General features: G+C 48.5%; 14 protein-coding genes. 7 read left to right on the forward strand and 7 right to left on the reverse strand.

Annotation, left to right across the window (positions count from 1 at the left end; translation table 11 throughout):
* Positions 1-89: 89 nt before the first annotated feature.
* The 4 genes from ACR9Y8_RS19010 to ACR9Y8_RS19025 form a co-directional block, all read right to left on the reverse strand.
* Positions 90-863: a TIGR02757 family protein gene (locus tag ACR9Y8_RS19010; RefSeq protein ID WP_481214829.1), complete on the reverse strand. Its 774-nt coding sequence runs from the start codon at positions 861-863 to the stop codon at positions 90-92.
* Positions 864-881: 18 nt separating this feature from the next.
* Complete coding sequence (locus ACR9Y8_RS19015) at positions 882-2,021, reverse strand: cystathionine gamma-synthase (RefSeq protein ID WP_481214830.1); 1,140 nt, start codon at positions 2,019-2,021, stop codon at positions 882-884.
* A gap of 355 nt (positions 2,022-2,376) precedes the next feature.
* On the reverse strand, positions 2,377-2,976 hold the full coding sequence (locus tag ACR9Y8_RS19020) for a DUF2911 domain-containing protein (protein ID WP_481214831.1): 600 nt from the start codon (positions 2,974-2,976) through the stop codon (positions 2,377-2,379).
* A gap of 107 nt (positions 2,977-3,083) precedes the next feature.
* Positions 3,084-3,746, reverse strand: coding sequence for an acyl carrier protein phosphodiesterase (locus ACR9Y8_RS19025; RefSeq protein ID WP_481214832.1), 663 nt, complete (start codon positions 3,744-3,746; stop codon positions 3,084-3,086).
* Between the two features lie 396 nt (positions 3,747-4,142).
* On the opposite strand from ACR9Y8_RS19025, the gene ACR9Y8_RS19030 reads away from it, so the two are divergent.
* On the forward strand, positions 4,143-4,598 hold the full coding sequence (locus ACR9Y8_RS19030; protein WP_481214833.1) for a hypothetical protein: 456 nt from the start codon (positions 4,143-4,145) through the stop codon (positions 4,596-4,598).
* Positions 4,599-4,701: 103 nt separating this feature from the next.
* On the forward strand, positions 4,702-5,676 hold the full coding sequence (locus ACR9Y8_RS19035) for a deoxyhypusine synthase family protein (RefSeq protein ID WP_481214834.1): 975 nt from the start codon (positions 4,702-4,704) through the stop codon (positions 5,674-5,676).
* Between the two features lie 141 nt (positions 5,677-5,817).
* On the opposite strand, the gene ACR9Y8_RS19040 is transcribed toward ACR9Y8_RS19035, so the two are convergent.
* A complete protein-coding gene (locus ACR9Y8_RS19040) occupies positions 5,818-6,834 on the reverse strand; it encodes a LacI family DNA-binding transcriptional regulator (protein WP_481214835.1) in 1,017 nt (338 codons plus the stop codon).
* 434 nt (positions 6,835-7,268) lie between these two features.
* On the opposite strand from ACR9Y8_RS19040, the gene ACR9Y8_RS19045 reads away from it, so the two are divergent.
* Both ACR9Y8_RS19045 and ACR9Y8_RS19050 read left to right on the forward strand, forming a co-directional pair.
* Complete coding sequence (locus ACR9Y8_RS19045) at positions 7,269-8,456, forward strand: aldose epimerase family protein (protein WP_481214836.1); 1,188 nt, start codon at positions 7,269-7,271, stop codon at positions 8,454-8,456.
* Positions 8,457-8,559: 103 nt separating this feature from the next.
* The gene (locus tag ACR9Y8_RS19050) at positions 8,560-9,708 is read left to right on the forward strand and encodes a glycoside hydrolase family 172 protein (RefSeq protein ID WP_481214837.1); all 1,149 of its coding nucleotides are present in this window, start codon (positions 8,560-8,562) and stop codon (positions 9,706-9,708) included.
* A gap of 56 nt (positions 9,709-9,764) precedes the next feature.
* Here ACR9Y8_RS19050 and ACR9Y8_RS19055 read toward each other — a convergent pair whose 3' ends face one another.
* The gene (locus tag ACR9Y8_RS19055; RefSeq protein WP_481214838.1) at positions 9,765-10,277 is read right to left on the reverse strand and encodes a DUF4136 domain-containing protein; all 513 of its coding nucleotides are present in this window, start codon (positions 10,275-10,277) and stop codon (positions 9,765-9,767) included.
* A gap of 985 nt (positions 10,278-11,262) precedes the next feature.
* On the opposite strand from ACR9Y8_RS19055, the gene ACR9Y8_RS19060 reads away from it, so the two are divergent.
* Together ACR9Y8_RS19060 and ACR9Y8_RS19065 are read left to right on the forward strand one after the other, a co-directional pair.
* Positions 11,263-13,629 (forward strand): ABC transporter permease, encoded by a 2,367-nt coding sequence (locus tag ACR9Y8_RS19060; RefSeq protein WP_481214839.1) that lies wholly within the window; start codon positions 11,263-11,265, stop codon positions 13,627-13,629.
* A gap of 59 nt (positions 13,630-13,688) precedes the next feature.
* Positions 13,689-16,043 (forward strand): ABC transporter permease, encoded by a 2,355-nt coding sequence (locus ACR9Y8_RS19065; RefSeq protein WP_481214840.1) that lies wholly within the window; start codon positions 13,689-13,691, stop codon positions 16,041-16,043.
* A 12-nt stretch (positions 16,044-16,055) separates the two neighbouring features.
* Here ACR9Y8_RS19065 and hemW read toward each other — a convergent pair whose 3' ends face one another.
* A complete protein-coding gene (gene hemW, locus ACR9Y8_RS19070) occupies positions 16,056-17,204 on the reverse strand; it encodes a radical SAM family heme chaperone HemW (protein ID WP_481214841.1) in 1,149 nt (382 codons plus the stop codon).
* A 53-nt stretch (positions 17,205-17,257) separates the two neighbouring features.
* On the opposite strand from hemW, the gene ACR9Y8_RS19075 reads away from it, so the two are divergent.
* Positions 17,258-18,325, forward strand: coding sequence for a DUF4271 domain-containing protein (locus tag ACR9Y8_RS19075; protein WP_481214842.1), 1,068 nt, complete (start codon positions 17,258-17,260; stop codon positions 18,323-18,325).
* Positions 18,326-18,368: the final 43 nt, after the last annotated feature.

An 18,368-nucleotide genomic window follows, 5' to 3' on the forward strand; every position in this document is an offset into this window, starting at 1 on the left:
GTTTGAATGTTTTGACGGTTTGAACGTTTGAAAGGGCCTGTAAATTAAGGAGCTCCTTCAAACTTTCAAACCCCTGAACTTTCAAACCTTTAAACGTATTTCTCTATCACTCCTAATCCAAACAATGCAAAATCATATTTGGCAGGGTCTTCCGGATCCATTTTGCGCAGCCGGGCGGTTAATTCCAGGGCAGTCTTCCAGTTGGATTTATCCTCGCTGATCAGGCCAAGGCGGGTGGCCACCCTGGCAACGTGAACATCTACCGGGCACACCAGTTGGGACGGAGAGATGTGATGCCATAGACCAAAATCCACGCCATTTTTATCTTTTCTGACCATCCAGCGTAAATACATATTGAGGCGTTTGCAGGCGGAGTTCTTTTCCGGGGTGGATACGTGTTTGCGGGTACGTTCGGGATGTTCCATCGCAAAAAAGATGCGGTGAAAGCCGATCAGGCCTTTTTCCACGGTTTCGTCTTCGGGGGAGAGGTGGCCGCTGAAGGCAAATTCCAGGGAAGTTACGTTGGTATAGTAATGCTGCAGGAATTCGACGAAATAGAGCAGATCTATCCCGTTAAAGGTACGATGGCAGAACTGCAGCAATTGCAGGCGTTCTTTGGGCTGGTGATGGCGGATATAGTCATAGGGAGCGTTATCCATCATCGCCATCAGCTCTTTACATTTGTTGATAATGGTGGTGCGGTTGCCCCACGCCAGCGTAGCGGCGAAAAGCCCTGCAATTTCAATATCCTGTAATCGCGTGAACCGGTGTGGAATGCAAACCGGGTCTCCTGCGATAAAGTCAGGATGGTCGTAGTGCGCCGCCTTTTGGTCGAGGTAGCGCTTTAATTCCTGGAGTTTCATAGAATCGGTTATAGAGATTCACTTTATGGCATTATCCAGGTCAGCCATCAGATCTTCCGCATCTTCAATGCCAACGCTCAGGCGAATGAGGGAATCTACCAGCCCGTTCTTCAGGCGTTCTTCCCGGGGAATGGAAGCATGGGTCATGCTGGCGGGATGCCCGATGAGGGATTCCACACCGCCCAGTGACTCTGCCAGGGAGAACAGGTGGGTGCCGCTGAGTACTTTCATGGCGGCTTCCATACTATCATTCTTCAGCGTAAAGGACATCATGCCGCCAAAACCGCGCATTTGCTGTTTGGCGATTGAGTGATTGGGGTGATCTTCAAAACCGCACCAGAACACTTTATCTACTTTAGGATGCTGGCGCAAAAAGCGGGCGATGGTTTCGCCATTCTCACAATGGCGTTGCATGCGCACATGCAGCGTTTTAAGCCCGCGCAGCACCAGGAAGCAGTCCTGGGGACCGGGCACTGCGCCGCAGCTGTTCTGTATAAAATACAGTTGCTGCGCCAGCGCTTCATCTTTTACAATAATGGCCCCGTGCACTACATCGCTGTGGCCGCCCAGGTATTTGGTAGCGGAGTGCACCACTATATGGGCGCCCAGGTCCAGCGGATTTTGCAGGTAGGGAGAAGCGAAGGTATTGTCTACGCTCAGTAACAGGTTATGCTCCTTTGCAATGGCTGCGCAGGCGGCAATATCTATTACCTTCATAAGCGGGTTGGTGGGCGTTTCTATCCATATCATCTTCGTTTGGCCATTCAGGTAGCTGCGGATCTGCTGCGCATCCTGCATGTCAATGAAATGGAATTTAATGCCGTAACGTTCAAATATTTTGGTAAAGATGCGGTAGGTACCGCCATAGAGATCGCTTGAAACAATCACTTCATCGCCCGGGTTCAGCAGTTTGATCACGGCATCTGTTGCAGCCAGGCCGCTGCCGAAGGAGATCCCGTATTTACCGTTCTCTATCGCTGCCAGCGCATCCTGGAGGGCGTCCCGGGTAGGGTTTTGGGTACGTGCATATTCATAGCCCTTGTGCTGCCCCGGTGCAGCCTGGACATAAGTGGAGGTTTGGTAAATAGGCGTCATGATGGCCCCGGTAGAGGGGTCGGGCACTACACCCGCGTGTATCAGCTTAGTTCCGAGCTTCATTTCTCTACTCTTTAATTTGAACGTTTGAGCATTAAAGGATTGAAAGTTAGCACGTTCGTGGAGTACGGACCATCCTTCAAACCTACCAAAGGTACTAAAACCCCTTGATAATGAATTATAAGGGGTTTCTACTCTGATGTGACTATACGTAGAAATACGGTAGGCTTTTGGCGTTTGCCTGCGAAAAAGGGTGTTTATGATGCCATTACCGGGAAAAATGATGCACTCACGAACATTTTTGCAGCGTTAACCAAAACCGGGAAAACCCGTGTGCGCATTCCGACTATTTTTGGTTCAGGTTTTTCATAGGATATGGTTAAAATTTTTACAAGGGCGGTATTCTTACCACCCTTTTTTATTTTCTTTTACCCGTGGTCTTTTCGCTGAACTTCACAGGCAGGCTAATCATCACTGTATCCCAGGCCATTACCAGGTTAGCGCCTCCATCGGCTTTCTCAAACAACATGGTAAATGCTTCTACGGGAGCGCCCTGGGCAAGGACAGGAACGGTGGTTCTCACCACATCTTTGGCCTGATCATATTTATAGGCGCCCCAGATATCGGTTTCACGGTTCAATATAATCGTCCATTTTGTTTCCTGCGGAATAGCGTAGAGAGTATAGCGGCCTTTGGGAACATGTTTTCCGCCAATGCTCACCGGGATAAAAAATTCGATCTCTGTTGCCTCGTTGGCTCCCAGTCTCCATACCTTACCATATTCTTCCAGTTCTCCGAAGATGGTTCTGCCTTTTTTCTGAGGGCGGCTGTAGATCACCCTGGCTACCAGGGCGCCGGGTTCGCCTTTTACTTTTACCAGGTAGGGATATACCGGGGGATAGTAAGCCATATCCATAGGGCTGGCGTCAATTGGCGGCAGTTTTTTGTCCTGTGCAGCCGCAGGCAGCATGGCGCCTAATAACATGATCATTGCAATAGAGAGAAATACTTTCTTCATTGGTGGCTTTAGTTTTTAAATCCGGATTCAAACTTAGAAAAAATGTTTGAGGTTTGACGTTTGAAAGCCCTGAGGGTTTAAGGCCAGTGAAGCCGTGAAGCCAGCGCTTATAATCCTTTTACAAAGGTTTCCAGATCAGGGAAAAAGCCCTCATAGCAGGTTTTCAGCTCGGCATAGTGGTTTTCGAACACCGCGAAGGGTACGGTGGCGGGCACGTCGAGGTGCTGTGCCCTGCGTGTGATGCCTGAGAAGGACTGGAAGATCCCTTCCCTGGAGCCGTAATTATACAGCCAGTCGTTTGTGCGCATAAAATGAAACACCTGCAGGAACACAGGAGGGAGGCTGCTGCTCCGTTCTTCCAGCAGGTTGTAAACAGATTGGGAGAATCGGGCCAGGCTGTCATTGGTGAAGCGTTGTGTGTCCCTGGCGAGGAAGTGATCATACACTACGTCTATGAACACGGCGCCATAAAGCCCGCAGGAGGGCCGGAACAGCTGCCGGGCCTCACGGGTAAGCGGGTGATGGTCTGTAAAGTGATCTATCTCACGATGCACCCTTATGCCATGCTGTACGTCTTCCTCATAAAGACGGATCTGTTTACCCTTTACAAAGTCTGCGATCATGTTGCCGATGGTCATCGCAGGATCGTTAAAGGAAAGATATGCATGGGCGAGGAAGTTCATGATAATATGCTGATCTGCCAGCTGATGGATGCTGATGGTTTGAAACGAATATCGGCAATTATTTTTTAACGATTGAATCGATTGCATAAGAAATGCACCTGATAAACGGAGTAAAGCAAGGATATACGGAGTTAGCTTGAGGCGATGAATATGCGCTACAGGAGAGGGTTTCGGGCATTAGCAGATAAGTGCATCCGCACATTCATGCAGCCGTTTATCCGTTCATCCTTCGTTCTTCCACTTTAACAAAAGCTTAACTTGAGCCGGTGCAACATTCGCGAATTGGCAGCAAACACTGTACTGCGGCGCGGTTTTTAGCCCAAAAAATAACATAATGGTTGTAGCTGTTGCAACAAGTATCAATTTGAACTGATCAAGCTATACCACTAGCAAATAATGGGTTGGCGGGGGTTAAGGACCACATTACCTTTGGTGTAGAAATTAAAACAAGCAAACAAATCAACCCTAAAAAAAACTTCCGCCATGAAAAAAATGTTCTTGATGCTGTGTGTTGTCGCCGCTTTGTTAAGCGGGACCACCGTGTGGGCTCACTCCACAGAAACAGAGGCTTCCAGCAAGCTGAAAGCTGCTTTAAGCCAGACTTTTTCCACTGCTACCCACGTAAGGTGGTATACAGAGGATAACAAGTTCTTCACCGCTAAATTTATGATGGGTGAAACAGTAGTATCTGCTTACTTTGACGCAGACGGTAACCTGCTCTCAACACGCCGTTATATTTCGGAAGAGCAGCTGCCGCTGGCCGTAGCTACTAAAGTGCAGAAACGCTACCCGAATCATAAGATCCGCTCTACCGTGGAATTCGATGCTTCCAACGTTACTACTTACTATGTAACACTGGAAGGTGAAGATACCTGGGTAGTGTTGAAGTCAGACAGCAATGGGCAGCTTAGCGTGTACCAGCGCCTGAAAAAAGCTTAATTTCCGTCTCAGCCATTCTATAAGCTGTTGATTTGTCCCCGGTCCATAGTGGTGTTGCTATGGGCCTTTTTTTTGTTAACTTTGCCGCCTTAAATTACTGACAATGAATAAAGGGCCCATTTCACAGTTTATCCAGCATCATTACCGGCATTTTAACGCGGCTGCCCTGGTAGACGCTGCCAAGGGATATGAGACACACCTGCTGGAAGGCGGGAAAATGATGGTAACGCTGGCAGGCGCCATGAGCACCGCCGAACTTGGTATCTCCTTCGCTGAAATGATCCGGCAGGGGAAAGTGGATATTATTTCGTGTACAGGCGCCAACCTGGAGGAAGATATCATGAACCTGGTTGCGCATACTCACTATAAAAGGGTTCCTAATTACCGCGATCTTAGTCCGCAGGAAGAGTGGGAACTGCTGGAAAAGGGCTTTAACCGGGTAACAGATACCTGTATCCCGGAAGAGGAGGCTTTCCGCCGTATTCAGAAGCATATTTACAAGATCTGGAAGGACGCTGAAGATAAAGGTGAACGTTATTTCCCCCACGAATATATGTACAAGCTGCTGTTGAGCGGAGCGATGAAAGAGCATTACGAGATAGACCCGAAGAACAGCTGGATGATCGCAGCAGCCGAAAAGAATATTCCCATTGTAGTGCCCGGATGGGAAGACAGCACCATGGGTAACATATTTGCCTCTTACTGCATCAAGGGTGAGCTGAAAGCTGCTACCATGAAGAGCGGTATTGAGTACATGGTATGGCTGTCTGACTGGTACCGCAAGAATTCTTCCGGTAAAGGCGTGGGCTTTTTCCAGATAGGCGGTGGTATTGCGGGCGATTTCCCCATCTGCGTAGTGCCTATGATGTACCAGGACCTGGAATGGCATGATGTACCGTTCTGGAGCTACTTCTGCCAGATCTCTGATTCTACTACCTCTTACGGGTCTTATTCAGGCGCAGTGCCTAATGAAAAGATCACCTGGGGCAAGTTGGACATCAACACGCCCAAGTTCATCGTGGAATCTGATGCTACGATAGTAGCGCCGTTGATATTTGCCTACCTGCTGGGATGGTAAACTATATTTAGCCAGGGCTGACCTGATAATGATACTATATTAACAAAAACGGCCGAAGCATACTGAAAGCATGGTGAAAGCATGGTGAAAGCATGTAGAAAGCATATAGAAGCCTGTTAAAATAGTATGATCACTGTTAGGTCAGCCTTTGATCTTTGAAGACCCCCTTATTACCAGTTTACCCTCGAGTACCATCTTTTCTGTTTCTGACGGTTTCTCTTCAATGTGCCGGATCAGCATTTTCAGGGCTTCTTTACCTACTTCATAACCAGGCTGCACAACAGTGCTAAGGGCCGGGTCCACCACTTCTGAGACGGGGTCGCCGTTAAAGCCTACGATGGCAATGTCTTGCGGCACCCGGTAGGAAGTATGGTTTTTCAGGTAGTTGATGGCGATCACCCCGGAAGGGTCGTTTACACAGAAGATGCCGTCGGGTTTCAGTTTGAGAAGCTTCTTAAGCCCGTCCAGTGAGTCGTACTGGAACTTTTCACAGTGCACAATATGTTTAGGCGTATAGGGAACGCCATGCTTTTGCATAGCATCTTCATAGCCCCGGAGGCGGTCGTCTGAAACCGAGAGCCCTTTGGGCCCTGCCAGGTGCACGATATTGCGGCGCCCCAGTTTGATCATATGTTCTACTGCTTTAAAGGCGCTTGCATACTGATCTACTATTACCCGGGAGGCGGGCACGTCGCGGAGGTCGCGGTCAAAAAACATGAAAGGAATGCCTTTTTCCTGCAACTTCAGGAAAGGCGTAGCGTCCTTAGTTTGTTTAGACACGGAGATCAATAAGCCGTCTATCCGGCAGGAAGCCAGCTGCCGTATGCCCTCTGCTTCCTGTTCGGCATTTTCGCCGCTCTGGCAAAACATGAGATGGTAGCCATGCTGGTTAGCCACTTCATTCATGCCGGCGAGGGCGTTGGAAAAGAAATGCGTGGCCACCAGGGGTACTATCACCCCGATGATGCGTGTTTGTTTGTTAATAAGGCTCTGGGCTATGTAATTTGGTTCATAGTTTAACCCTGTTGCTAGCTCCAGTACTTTCCTTCTTGTATCTTCATTAATATCCGGCAGGTTTCTTAAGGCTCGGGATACTGTGGATACGGACAGGCGCAGCTTTCTGGCCAAGTCTTTGATGGTTACCTGCTTATTCTTCATTCGTCCATTGATGATGCTGTGATTAATCCGGCTACTCTTATGTGAAAAGGCCCTTTTTCTTAACTACCTGACAAATAAAATAAATATCCCGTAAGGACACCTACTATATTTCATAAACGGTCATCCAGGATGATCAATTCAATTTTAGACGGATTTATTAAACAAAAGTTTAATGCAAACGTTACCGGAAACGTTATTTTGTTTGCGGCGATAAAATTACCGCCGGTAGCCTTTAATTTGCGGAGCTATACTACACAATGCATTACCACTCCAATGGCGTAATGCACTTTTAATGGATAAAGGCCAAAATATTATGCCGGGAAACTCATTTCCCGGCTTTTTTATGTTTGTAGGTTTGACAATTTATGTTTACCGTTGAAAGCGAGGGTTTTCAAACTTTAAACGTATATTGTACCCTTGTAAATTGCTACGATATGAAAAATCTTCTTTCACTGCTAACGGTGGCCACCGCACTCGGAATGAGCGCCTGTCAGTCATCCGGTACCAACACAAATAATAATTCTGTTGATAGTATGAGCACAAATCAAGACAGTATCCAGGCCAGCTCCGTTGAGGCCCTCATCCCGGCGGCCAATTTTGACAGCACTGTAGAAGGCAAGGCGGTAAAACTGTACTACCTGAAAAATGCCAACCTGCAGATGGCCGTTACCAATTACGGCGCAAAAGTGGTGTCCCTGCTGGCGCCTGATAAAAGCGGCAAGCTGGAAGATGTGGAACTGGGATACGATCACCTGAACAAGTATATCACCACCAAAGACCGTTACTATGGCGGTGTTGTTGGCCGCTACGGCAACCGCATTGCCAAAGGCAAATTCAAGTTAGACGGCAAGGAATATACCCTGGCAGTAAATAACGGGGAAAACCACCTGCATGGCGGTAAGGTAGGGTTTAACGATGTGGTTTGGGATGCCAAACAGCTCAATGATCACGCCGTGGAATTTCACTACCTGTCAAAAGACGGAGAAGAAGGCTATCCCGGCAATCTTGATGTTACGATGACCTACGAGCTGACAGACAGCAATGAATTCAAGATCTCTTACAAAGCTACTACGGACAAGGCTACTGTTGTGAACCTTACCCATCACTCCTTCTTTAACCTGAAGGGCGCTGGTAACGGCGATATCAACGATCACGTGGTGAGCATCAATGCAGATAAATTTACGCCTGTAGACGGTGGTCTGATTCCCACCGGTAAGCTGGAGCCTGTAAAAGGCACGCCGATGGATTTTACCACGCCTACGCCTGTTGGTGAAAGAGTGAATGCAGATTTTGAGCAGCTGAAATTGGGTAAGGGATACGATCACAACTGGGTGCTGAACAAGAAAGGCAATGAGCTGTCTCTCGCTGCTACCGTGCTGGAGCCGCAAAGCGGCCGCTATATGGAAGTGTGGACAACAGAGCCCGGTGTTCAGTTCTATGGCGGCAACTTCATGCAGGGTGATACCGGCAAACAAGGCAAGACCTACGTTTACCGCGGCGCATTGTGCCTGGAAACACAACATTTCCCGAACTCGCCCAACCAGGCCTCTTTCCCTTCAGTAGTACTGAAGCCCGGAGCCACTTATGAGCACACCTGCGTGTACAAATTCGGCGTGAAATAAAATAATTTTTTAGCGTATTTTGATGTCCTGGCCGTTCGTGTGCGGCCAGGACATTTTCATTTTTCCATATTTATTATCAATCCACGTTTCAAACCGATCACTCATGGTACGTAAATGCCTTACACTATGTTGTGCAGTACTGTTAGCAAACATTCTTCACGCACAGCAGCAACCTTTTAACGGGCTTAACATGAACATGGGCAACCTGTTCCAGCTTTCTGATGCAAAAACGCGCAGCATCAGCCCCGAAAACTTCAACGGCGAGAAGGGTAAAGGCGGCATGGCCACCCTGGAACAAGGCCTTGCCAAACAAGCCGCCAAAGACCTGGGGCAAGGATGGAAGGTAAGCCCCTACATTCACATTGAGCCCGGAAAAACGTATACGCTGGCAGAGATAGAAGGCCCCGGCGCTATACAGCACATCTGGATGACGCCCACCGGCAACTGGCGTTTTTCCATTCTGCGTATCTACTGGGACGACGAGAAAGAACCTTCTGTAGAAGCGCCCGTAGGCGATTTCTTCGGCATGGGCTGGGGACAGTATGCGCAGCTTAATTCCCTGGCCATTTGCGTGAACCCGGGCAGCGCTTTTAACTGCTACTGGGCAATGCCCTTCCGCAGAAAGTGCCGGATCACCATGGAGAACATCAATACAGAGCGTATGACGCTGTATTACCAGGTTGACTACACGCTAACCAAAGTGCCGGATGATGCAGGCTATTTTCATGCACAGTTTCGCCGCGATAACCCTACCAAAGGCGGCAGCTATACGCTGGTAGATGGTATTAAAGGCAAAGGCCAATACGTAGGCACTTATATGGCCTGGGGCGTGAATAATAACGGCTGGTGGGGTGAAGGCGAGATCAAGTTCTTTATGGACGGCGACAGCCAGTTCCCTACTATCTGCGGTACCGGCACGGAGGATTATTTCTGCGGCTCCTACAACTTTGAGAACCGCGTTACCCGGCAGTACCAGGAATTCAGCACGCCTTATACCGGTCTGCACCAGGTGATAAGGCCCAACGGCGTATATGACTCGCAACAGCGCTTTGGCCTGTACCGCTGGCATATTATGGATCCTGTCCGTTTTGACAAAGACCTGCGGGTAAGCATACAGGATCTTGGCTGGCGTAGCGGCGGGCGTTACCTGCAACAGCAATCAGACATCAGCTCTGTGGTGTTCTGGTACCAGGCGGAACCGCATAATCCTTTTCCGAAGCTGCCTTCAAAAGATGCGCTGGAAGTGAATTAGTGCATTACAACATATCATTCGCTTAACAGGTCTGTCTTGAGGGGCAGACCTGTTTTTCATATGCCCTTGAACAGCACCTCCATAGCATCGGCTACATTACGTTGCAGGCTTGCAGGTCTGTCGGGCACAACGCCTTCTACCACGCCGCGCCACACCAGTTTATTATTCACCCTATCTACCAGGTGCACAGATACTGTGCCTTCCGTGTATTTAGCCCCTTCTTCACTTTCCACCTGGTAGCGCTTTTGCACGATATAGCGGGGGGCATCTGCCTTGATCACGATACCGATATTGACCAGCAGATCGGGATCATGTTCGCCCAGTTGCAGCCCACGTTTTTGCAGCTGTTGCCGGATCTCTGTTTTCAGGGAGGCAATGCCGTTCCGGTATGCTTTACTGCTCAGGCTATCACCGCCGGCATCGATCTCGTAAAAATTAAACGTACGGTAATTGCTGAGAGAGAAGTTCTCTGCCGGCTGCTGGTCGAGCACCTGGATAGGGCTACACGCGTAAATAGCAAAGAGCAGTATGAGCAGCAAAGGCCGTTTTTGGGTTACCATCGAATTCATAAGGTGGTTTTTATAAAGCTAGTACTATTTTCCGGTTGAGGATCAGGGCTTTGATTGTTAAACGATGGTTAAATGCCTTGTTAAGTGATGGTTAAGAAGGGAGTATTTCTAACGGTTACCAAGGGAAATACCGGTTTTACCAAGTCCCGCGCAGACTGCGCCCATGTAAGGTGTATCTTCAATACGGGTTTTCATAGGATATGGTTAAATGAATCAGGCGGTATTCTTACCGCCTTTTTCGCGTTTATAGGGCGCTGTTATCCAGGCTATTGTTAAATAAGGGTTAAGAGGGGTTGAATCCTGACGCTTACCAAAGAAAATGGATGTTTTACCAATTCGGATAAGGACGGGCTTGTGTATAACGTAACTTCATTACGGGTTTTCATAGGATATGGTTAAATGAATCAGGCGGTATTCCTACCGCCTTTTTCGCGTTTATAGGATACCGTTGTTTACTTCTTTTAGTAAGGTGGAATGTTCGTATAGCCCTGATATAGAGCCTTTTATTGTTAAGCATTGGTTAAGGCGGGTTGGATCACAGCGTTAACCGGAAAAAATAGTGGTTTTACGAGATGGCAAAAATAAGCAGATGTGCAGCTTATATCTTTGTATCAGGTTTTTCATAGGATATGGTTATAAGAAATTGGGCGGTTTTTACCGCCTTTTCTCATTTAAGGAAGTCTGGAGCCGGCAGCATCAACAAAGACGACATCTTCCTCAAATCGTTTATCCGGCGTAGCTTCCGCAGCTATGCGCAATTGGAGACATAATTTAACAGCAGGTGTTACAATAAGGCTGCCAGAACCGGAGAATGGCCGCTACGGCGTGTGTCCGTGTTGTTTTTTTACATAAACTGTCCGGATGTGTACAGGCCTTGTCCGCTTGCGGACAATCATCCTTTCAATACCGGACAGGTTAAACAATAAGGTCACATGTAATCAGGTGATTAGTATTAAGCGTGAATCTGGCATTCCAATAGCAGTGAATGCATCACAATTTAACGCCTATGATCCGCAACTATCTAAAAATGGCCTGGAGGAGCCTGGCAAAAAATAAGATGTCGACGCTCATCAACATCTTCGGTCTTACCATTGGTCTGACCACCGGGATGCTGGGCATACTGTTGATTAAAGATGAAGCCGGCTATGATAAATTTCATAAAAATCTTTCTGATATACATGTGCTGATGGTCAACGCCCAACATGAGGGACAGATTGTTACCGGGCAGTCTGTGCCTGGTAAGCTGGAAGGGATACTACGTGAACAGGTGCCCGAGGTACAGTATATGTCTTATGTGGCGGATATAAACGATCACCTGCTTTCCTATAAAGGGAAGAGCATTTACGAACGCGGGTTCTATGCAGAGCCAGACCTTTTCAATATCATGCGGTTCCCAGCTATTAAAGGTAATCCTGTTGCAGCGCTGCGGGAAGCCGGATCGATCGTGATCTCTGAACAAACGGCCCGCAAGCTGTTTGGAGAGGAAGACCCGGTAGGGAAGATCATCCGGCACAATAACCAGCGTGACCTGAAAGTGGAAGCGGTGATCCGGGATGTGCCGCGCAACAGCTCTCTTTTCTTTAATGTAGCGCTGCCCTTCAGCATTTTCGAGCAGCAGAACAAAGGAATGCTTGATAACTGGGATGCTTTTGCCATTGCCGGCTATGTATCGCTGAAGCCCAATACTGACCTGGCTGCCTTCAATGAGAAAGTAAAAAAACTAACGCAGCCGTTCTTCGAGAACAAGCATACTACCGTGTTTGCCTATCCATATAAGCAGCTGCGCTTATACGGTAGGTTCAGAGATGGTAAGCCTGTGGGCGGCCATATAGAGATTTTGATCCTGTTGGGTTCCATGAGCCTGTTTGTGTTGCTGATTGCCTGCGTTAACTTCATGAACCTGGCTACTGCCCGATCTCTGCAGCGCTCACGTGAAGTAGGCGTACGAAAAACATTGGGCGCTTCCCGTAAACAGGTAATCGCCCAGTTCCTGGCAGAGGCGCTGTTACTTACAGGGCTTGCCCTTGTATTAAGCTCCGTATTGGTTCAGGTGCTGTTGCCGCAACTGAACCGGTTAATGGAGAAAGATCTTTCATTGGGATTTGCAGATTGGCATAGCTGGCTGCTTGCGCTGGGCCTTGCATTGCTGACAGGCCTGTTGGCAGGCAGTTACCCTGCCTTTTTCCTGAGTGCTTTTCAGCCGGTAAAGGTATTAAAGGGTGTGGTGATGGGTAAAGGAGGTTCCTTATTACGGAAGGGCCTAGTGACCTTCCAGTTTGTGCTTTCTATTTTCCTCATCATTGTGACCATCGTTTTTATCAAACAAAAAGAGCATGTGGAGGATCGCCCTATTGGCTATGAACAGGAAAACCTTCTTGATATTCCTGCCAGAGGTGAAATGGGCGCCAGGTACCAGGTGGTGAGAGATGAGCTGGTACGTATACCGGGCATTACCAGTGTATCAGCAGGTACAGATAATCTTGTAATGTACGGCGCCGCCACCAATGATATTCAATGGCCGGGAAAAACAGCAGACCAGGACTTCATGGTCAATGTCAGCTATGTACAATACGACTGGGTGAAGACTGCGGGCCTTACGCTGGCAGAAGGTCATGATTTCAGTCCGGAGCTGGGAGGCAACAACGGCGATTGTATCATTAATGAGACTGCGGTGAAAAGAATGGGCCTGAAGAGCCCTGTGGTGGGCACCAAACTCGGCAACAGCACAGTGATCGGTGTAGTAAAGGATTTTGTATTCAATGACGTTTTTGATGCGCCGCGTCCATTGATGGTCACCCTCAGCCAAGGCAGTATGAGCCATTTCTTTGTGCGTGTAATGAATAATGATCAATGGCGGAGAACCTTGAGGCAGGTAGAACAGGTAATAAAGAAGCATAATCCGGAATATCCTTTTGAGTTCAGCTTTGTTAAAGACAGTTACCAGAAAAAGTTTAATGGCATCCGTACCACCAGCCGTTTTCTGGGCGTTGTAAGCATTGTTGCGATATTCATTTCCTGCCTGGGGCTTTTCGGGCTGGCGGCATTTTCGGCAGAAAGGCGTTTGAAGGAGATCGGTATCCGGAAAGTTTTCGGGGCCAGTGTAGTGAAGCTGTGGGTGCTGCTTTCGCAGGACCTGTTAAAGCCGGTATGCCTTGCCTTCATACTAGCGGCGCCGTTAGCCGGATGGATGATGCGAACGGTGCTGTCTAAATTTGATTATCGTGTAGATATTTCCTGGTGGATCTTTGCGCTGGCAGGGCTAAGCACATTGCTGGTGGCTTTGGCGACAGTGAGCTTCCAGGGCATAAAGGCTGCGCTCAGCAACCCTGTAGAGAGTTTAAGATCTGAATGAGTATTCATTTACTGTTAGTGTAAGTATAAGAACATTACCGATCAATAAATTGCCCACCGATGTTCAAGAACTATCTGACAACCACCTTGCGTAATTTATGGAAGAATAAAACATACAGCTTCCTCAACATCTTTGGTCTTGCAACCGGGATTGCCTGTGCGTCGCTTATTTTTCTCTGGATGGAGGATGAGTTGCAGTTTGATGCAGTATATCCCAAGAAAGACCAGCTGTATTGGATCAAGACTTTCCAGACGTATGAAGGTAAGACCCGGGTGTTTAATTCCAGCCCTGCTCCGCTGGCGGGGGCTATTGTAACGGAGGTGCCCGGAATAGCGGATGCCTGCCGTATTAACCGTACTACATTCCTGTTCAATGCAGGCGAGCAGTCTATCTTTGAACAGGGCGGTTATGCAGATTCCACTTTTTTCCGTCTGTTCGATACACAGTTTGTGCAGGGTAAGGCCAAAGATGCGTTTGCGCAATTATATTCGGTGGTGATCTCGGAGAAAATGGCGGCCCGCTTCTTTGGGTCTTCAGCCAATGCATTTGGCAAAGTGTTTAAAGTGGATAATGACCAGAGCTATGTTGTGAGCGGGGTAATGAAAGACCTGCCTGAAAATTCGACGCTGCAGCTTGACTGGATAGCACCTTATACGATCTATGCAAAAACAAGGCCCTACCTTAGCCGCTGGGGTGCTTATGCTACCAACACCTATGTTGAGCTGACACCCAATGCAAACGTAGCGGCTATCAATAAACAATTATATGGTTTTATAGAACAGAAGCAGCAAGGCGCTACGGCAAGGCCCTTCCTGTTCAGCATGAACGACTGGCATTTGCGCGACAATTTTGAAGATGGCAAACAAACGGGCGGACGTATTACCTATGTACGGATGTTTGGCTGTATCGCGTGGATCATCCTGCTCATCGCCTGTATCAATTTCATGAACCTGGCCACAGCGCGCAGCGGAAAACGCGCCCGGGAAATAGGCGTACGCAAGGTTATGGGCGCCGGTAAGGGAATGCTCACCCTGCAGTTCATTGGCGAGGCTATTTGTCTGGCATTACTGGCGGTAGTGATTGCCGTGGTGATGGTTGCCCTGCTGCTGCCCATGTTCAACGTACTGGTAGAAAAGCAACTTAACCTGGGCCTGCGTAATCCCTGGCATATAGCCGTATTACTGGCTATTGCGCTGACATGCGGGCTGGTGGCCGGCAGCTATCCCTCCCTGTATATGTCATCCTTCCACCCGGTAACCGTATTGAAAGGATTGAAGCAGCAGGCAGGCAGCGCACCAGTTATCCGTAAAGGCCTGGTGGTGTTCCAGTTCGCAGCCTCTATTGTGCTTATTGTCTGTACGATCGTTATCTATCAACAGATACAGCATGTGAAACACCGGGATCTGGGCTACCGTAAAGATAACCTGGTAACAACGTCCCTGCAAGGCAGGCTGAAGGAGGATTTTACGGTTATTAAACAAGACCTTCTGCATACCGGCGTGGTGGATCATGTTGCCATGACCAGCGACGCCATGTTATATGTTGGCAATAATAGCTCCAATTACTCCTGGCAGGGTAAAGATCCACAGAGCGATATACTGATATCTTACCGGCCTGTATCGCCTGAGTTCCTGGACACCTGGGGCATGCAGCTGGAGGAAGGAAGAGGGTTTCATACCAATAGTGCGGCAGACAGTTCGAATGTGCTTATCTCCGCATCGCTGGCCAGGATGATGGGAAAAGGCAGTGCGCTTGGTAAGACCATACAGGACGGAGACCGCAGCCTGCAGGTGATAGGAGTGGTGAAGGACTATGTGTACGGAGACATGTACCGGCATGGCGACCCAGTAATATTTTTTCCTGATCCCATGGCGACAGATGAAATGGTGATACACCTCAAAGCCGGCACAGATCGCGAAGCAGCAATGGAAAAGATCACGCAGGTAATGAAAAAAGATAATCCTGTTTACCCTTTCAGTTACCAGTTTGTGGACGACCAGGTGAACGCCTTCTTTAAAAGTGAAACGCTGATCGGTAAGTTGTCCAATGTTTTTGCAGTACTGGCCATTGTGATCTCCTGCCTCGGCTTATTCGGACTGGCTGCTTATACGGCAGAAAGGCGCACAAAAGAGATAGGTATCCGTAAGGTGCTGGGCGCCAGTGTAAGCGGTATTACCCGCTTGTTATCAAAAGATTTTATGCAGCTGGTGCTGCTGGCCGCAATGCTGGCATTTCCTTTAGCCTGGTGGTTGATGGATCAATGGCTGAGCAATTATGCGTACCGGATCAATATCAGCATATGGGTGTTTGTTGCGGCCGGGCTGATGGCGGCATTTATTGCGCTGGTAACGATCAGTTTCCAGGCGGTGAGAGCGGCGATGACGGATCCGGTAAAAAGTCTGCGGGCAGAATAAAACGGCCACTATTTACACAAATAATTCCGCTGCTATTCCATCTGCAAATAACCTCCCCTCAGGGGTAAGCACCAGGGCATTTCCTGTTCTTACCATCTTTCCGGTGAGGATAAATTCCCGGCTGCCGGTTTCGAGCCGGCGGCGTTTCTCTTCTCCATATTGATCGGCCACCTGTTGCAGGTTGCAGCCCGCTGAAGTGCGCAGGGAGGTCATAATATATTCATTCAGCTGCATGTCCGGCGTGAGTATTTCCTCTTCAAAAGGCACTTTTCCTTCCCGTATGCCGTTTATATAAACGCTGTTATTTGACAGGTTCCATTGCCGGGAGCCGCCGTTGAAAGAATGGGCGGATGGGCCCAGCCCAAGGTAGTGCTCGCCTTTCCAATAGTTGCTGTTATGGCGGGAATGCCAGCCCGGCAGGGCGAAATTGGAAATTTCGTAATGTTCGTAACCGGCGGCGGTCAGCCATTGCATCAGTTGTTCAAAGTGGCGGGCGGCTTTATCGGGATCAACGGGCGGCACTTTATGTTTTTTGATAAAGCTATCCAGTGCGGTCCCTGGTTCTACTGTGAGGGCGTAGCAGGACAGATGTGGGATCTGTAGTGCAATGGCCTGTTGTACATTTTGTTCCCAGCCTTCATCGCTGAGCGTCGGGCCTCCGTATATAAGGTCTATACTCAGGTTATTAAAACCGGCGTCCCGGGCGTACAATATACAGTTCAGGGCCTGCTGGCTGTTATGCGCGCGGTTCATCCAGCGAAGGTCTGCTTCGTGAAAGGATTGTACGCCGATGCTCAGGCGGTTGATGCCGGCGGCTTTCAGGGAGCGGAGCTTTTCAGGATGGAGGTCGTCCGGGTTCGCTTCCAGGGTTATTTCTGCTTCCGGCGAGATGGTAAAGAGCTGGTGCAGGCGTTCCATCAGGCCTTGGAGGTCGGTATCAGATAAAAGACTGGGTGTACCGCCACCAAAGTATACGGTATTAACGGGCTGGCCCTGCAGGTAATGCTGCCGGAGCTTCATCTCCTCTAACAGGCTGTTTACCAGCGCATCTTTCTGCGCCAGGGAGGTGGAAAAATGGAAGTTGCAATAGTAACAAGCCTGTTTGCAGAACGGTATGTGTAAATAGATGCCAGCCATAATTGAGTAGAGCCTGCGGGCCATGGGCTATGACCCACAGACATTTATATTATATTTGCAAACATAAAAATAATCTGGTGCGAAACGGGCTATTATTACTCTTCATACTAATATTCAGCGGATTACAATTATATGGGCAGACGGACAGTGCAGGGAACAGCGCCAGTCAGGTGAATAGCACCGTGAGGGACACCGTGAAGCGTAAGGCGCCGGTGAAGAAAAAGCTGGCGGTTGACAGCGGGCAGCTGGGCGTAAAGCCCAAGCCGGCGGGTAGTCTAACTACTGCCACGAAGCCGGAGACCACGAAGAGCGCATTGCCGGCTTTGGACACTTCGAAAGCGGTGGCTGATACTACGCTGCAGCGGACGCCTGTAACTTTGCACCAGGATTCTCCTTACGATATTTTTTTACGTAGCCTGGCGGGTAAGAATATGTTCCTTCAAGCCAATAAACCACGTTATTACGATCTAAATGTCCTGCGCCCGTATAAGGACCTGGACTGGCTGGTGTACCTGGTAGCGGGTATTGTATTGCTGCTGGGCATTATCCGGATGGCTTATCTCAAATATTTTTCAGACCTGTTCCGTGCATTCCTGAACCCTACTCTGAGCCAGCGCCAGTTAAAGGACCAGCTTTCCCAGTCTCCTTTCCCGAACTTCCTGCTGAATGCCTTTTTTGTGGTGAGCGTGGGGGTATACCTGTACCTGCTGATGTATCGAAAGCAGTATATCTTTAATGCGGATGGCTGGCTGCTCATACCTGGTTTGATCATGCTGGTGGCGGTGATCTATGTAACCAAATACCTGGTACTGCGTTTTTGCGGATGGCTATTTGGCAATAACGAGCTGGCGGACGCCTATATTTTTATTCTTTATCTGATCAATAAGGTGTTAGGCATATTACTGGTGCCTTTCCTGGTGATCCTGGCTTTTTGCCAGCCAGAAATAGCCGGCGCCTTCCTATATATTTCGTTATTTTTTATAATCTTATTAATTGGGTATAGATACGTTAGATCTTATTCTGTAGTAAAGCAATATCTATCTTTCAGTAAATTGCATTTTTTTCTTTACCTTTGCGCATTCGAAGTAGCGCCCGTGTTGATTTTAACAAAGGTGTTGCTTATCTGGTTAACCGGTAATCCGTGATTACTGTCAATTGTTAACACAAGAGCAAATTTAAGTATGATAA

The sequence above is a fragment of the Chitinophaga sp. SVR4-12A genome, assembly GCF_056754765.1.

Bases quoted from the DNA above. Each gene is read 5' to 3' on its own strand.
- ACR9Y8_RS19010 (WP_481214829.1), bottom strand. From the start codon at position 863: ATGAAACTCCAGGAATTAAAGCGCTACCTCGACCAAAAGGCGGCGCAC.
- ACR9Y8_RS19015 (WP_481214830.1), bottom strand. From the start codon at position 2,021: ATGAAGCTCGGAACTAAGCTGATACACGCGGGTGTAGTGCCCGACCCC.
- ACR9Y8_RS19020 (WP_481214831.1), bottom strand. From the start codon at position 2,976: ATGAAGAAAGTATTTCTCTCTATTGCAATGATCATGTTATTAGGCGCC.
- ACR9Y8_RS19025 (WP_481214832.1), bottom strand. From the start codon at position 3,746: ATGCAATCGATTCAATCGTTAAAAAATAATTGCCGATATTCGTTTCAA.
- ACR9Y8_RS19030 (WP_481214833.1), top strand. From the start codon at position 4,143: ATGAAAAAAATGTTCTTGATGCTGTGTGTTGTCGCCGCTTTGTTAAGC.
- ACR9Y8_RS19035 (WP_481214834.1), top strand. From the start codon at position 4,702: ATGAATAAAGGGCCCATTTCACAGTTTATCCAGCATCATTACCGGCAT.
- ACR9Y8_RS19040 (WP_481214835.1), bottom strand. From the start codon at position 6,834: ATGAAGAATAAGCAGGTAACCATCAAAGACTTGGCCAGAAAGCTGCGC.
- ACR9Y8_RS19045 (WP_481214836.1), top strand. From the start codon at position 7,269: ATGAAAAATCTTCTTTCACTGCTAACGGTGGCCACCGCACTCGGAATG.
- ACR9Y8_RS19050 (WP_481214837.1), top strand. From the start codon at position 8,560: ATGGTACGTAAATGCCTTACACTATGTTGTGCAGTACTGTTAGCAAAC.
- ACR9Y8_RS19055 (WP_481214838.1), bottom strand. From the start codon at position 10,277: ATGAATTCGATGGTAACCCAAAAACGGCCTTTGCTGCTCATACTGCTC.
- ACR9Y8_RS19060 (WP_481214839.1), top strand. From the start codon at position 11,263: ATGCATCACAATTTAACGCCTATGATCCGCAACTATCTAAAAATGGCC.
- ACR9Y8_RS19065 (WP_481214840.1), top strand. From the start codon at position 13,689: ATGTTCAAGAACTATCTGACAACCACCTTGCGTAATTTATGGAAGAAT.
- hemW (WP_481214841.1), bottom strand. From the start codon at position 17,204: ATGGCCCGCAGGCTCTACTCAATTATGGCTGGCATCTATTTACACATA.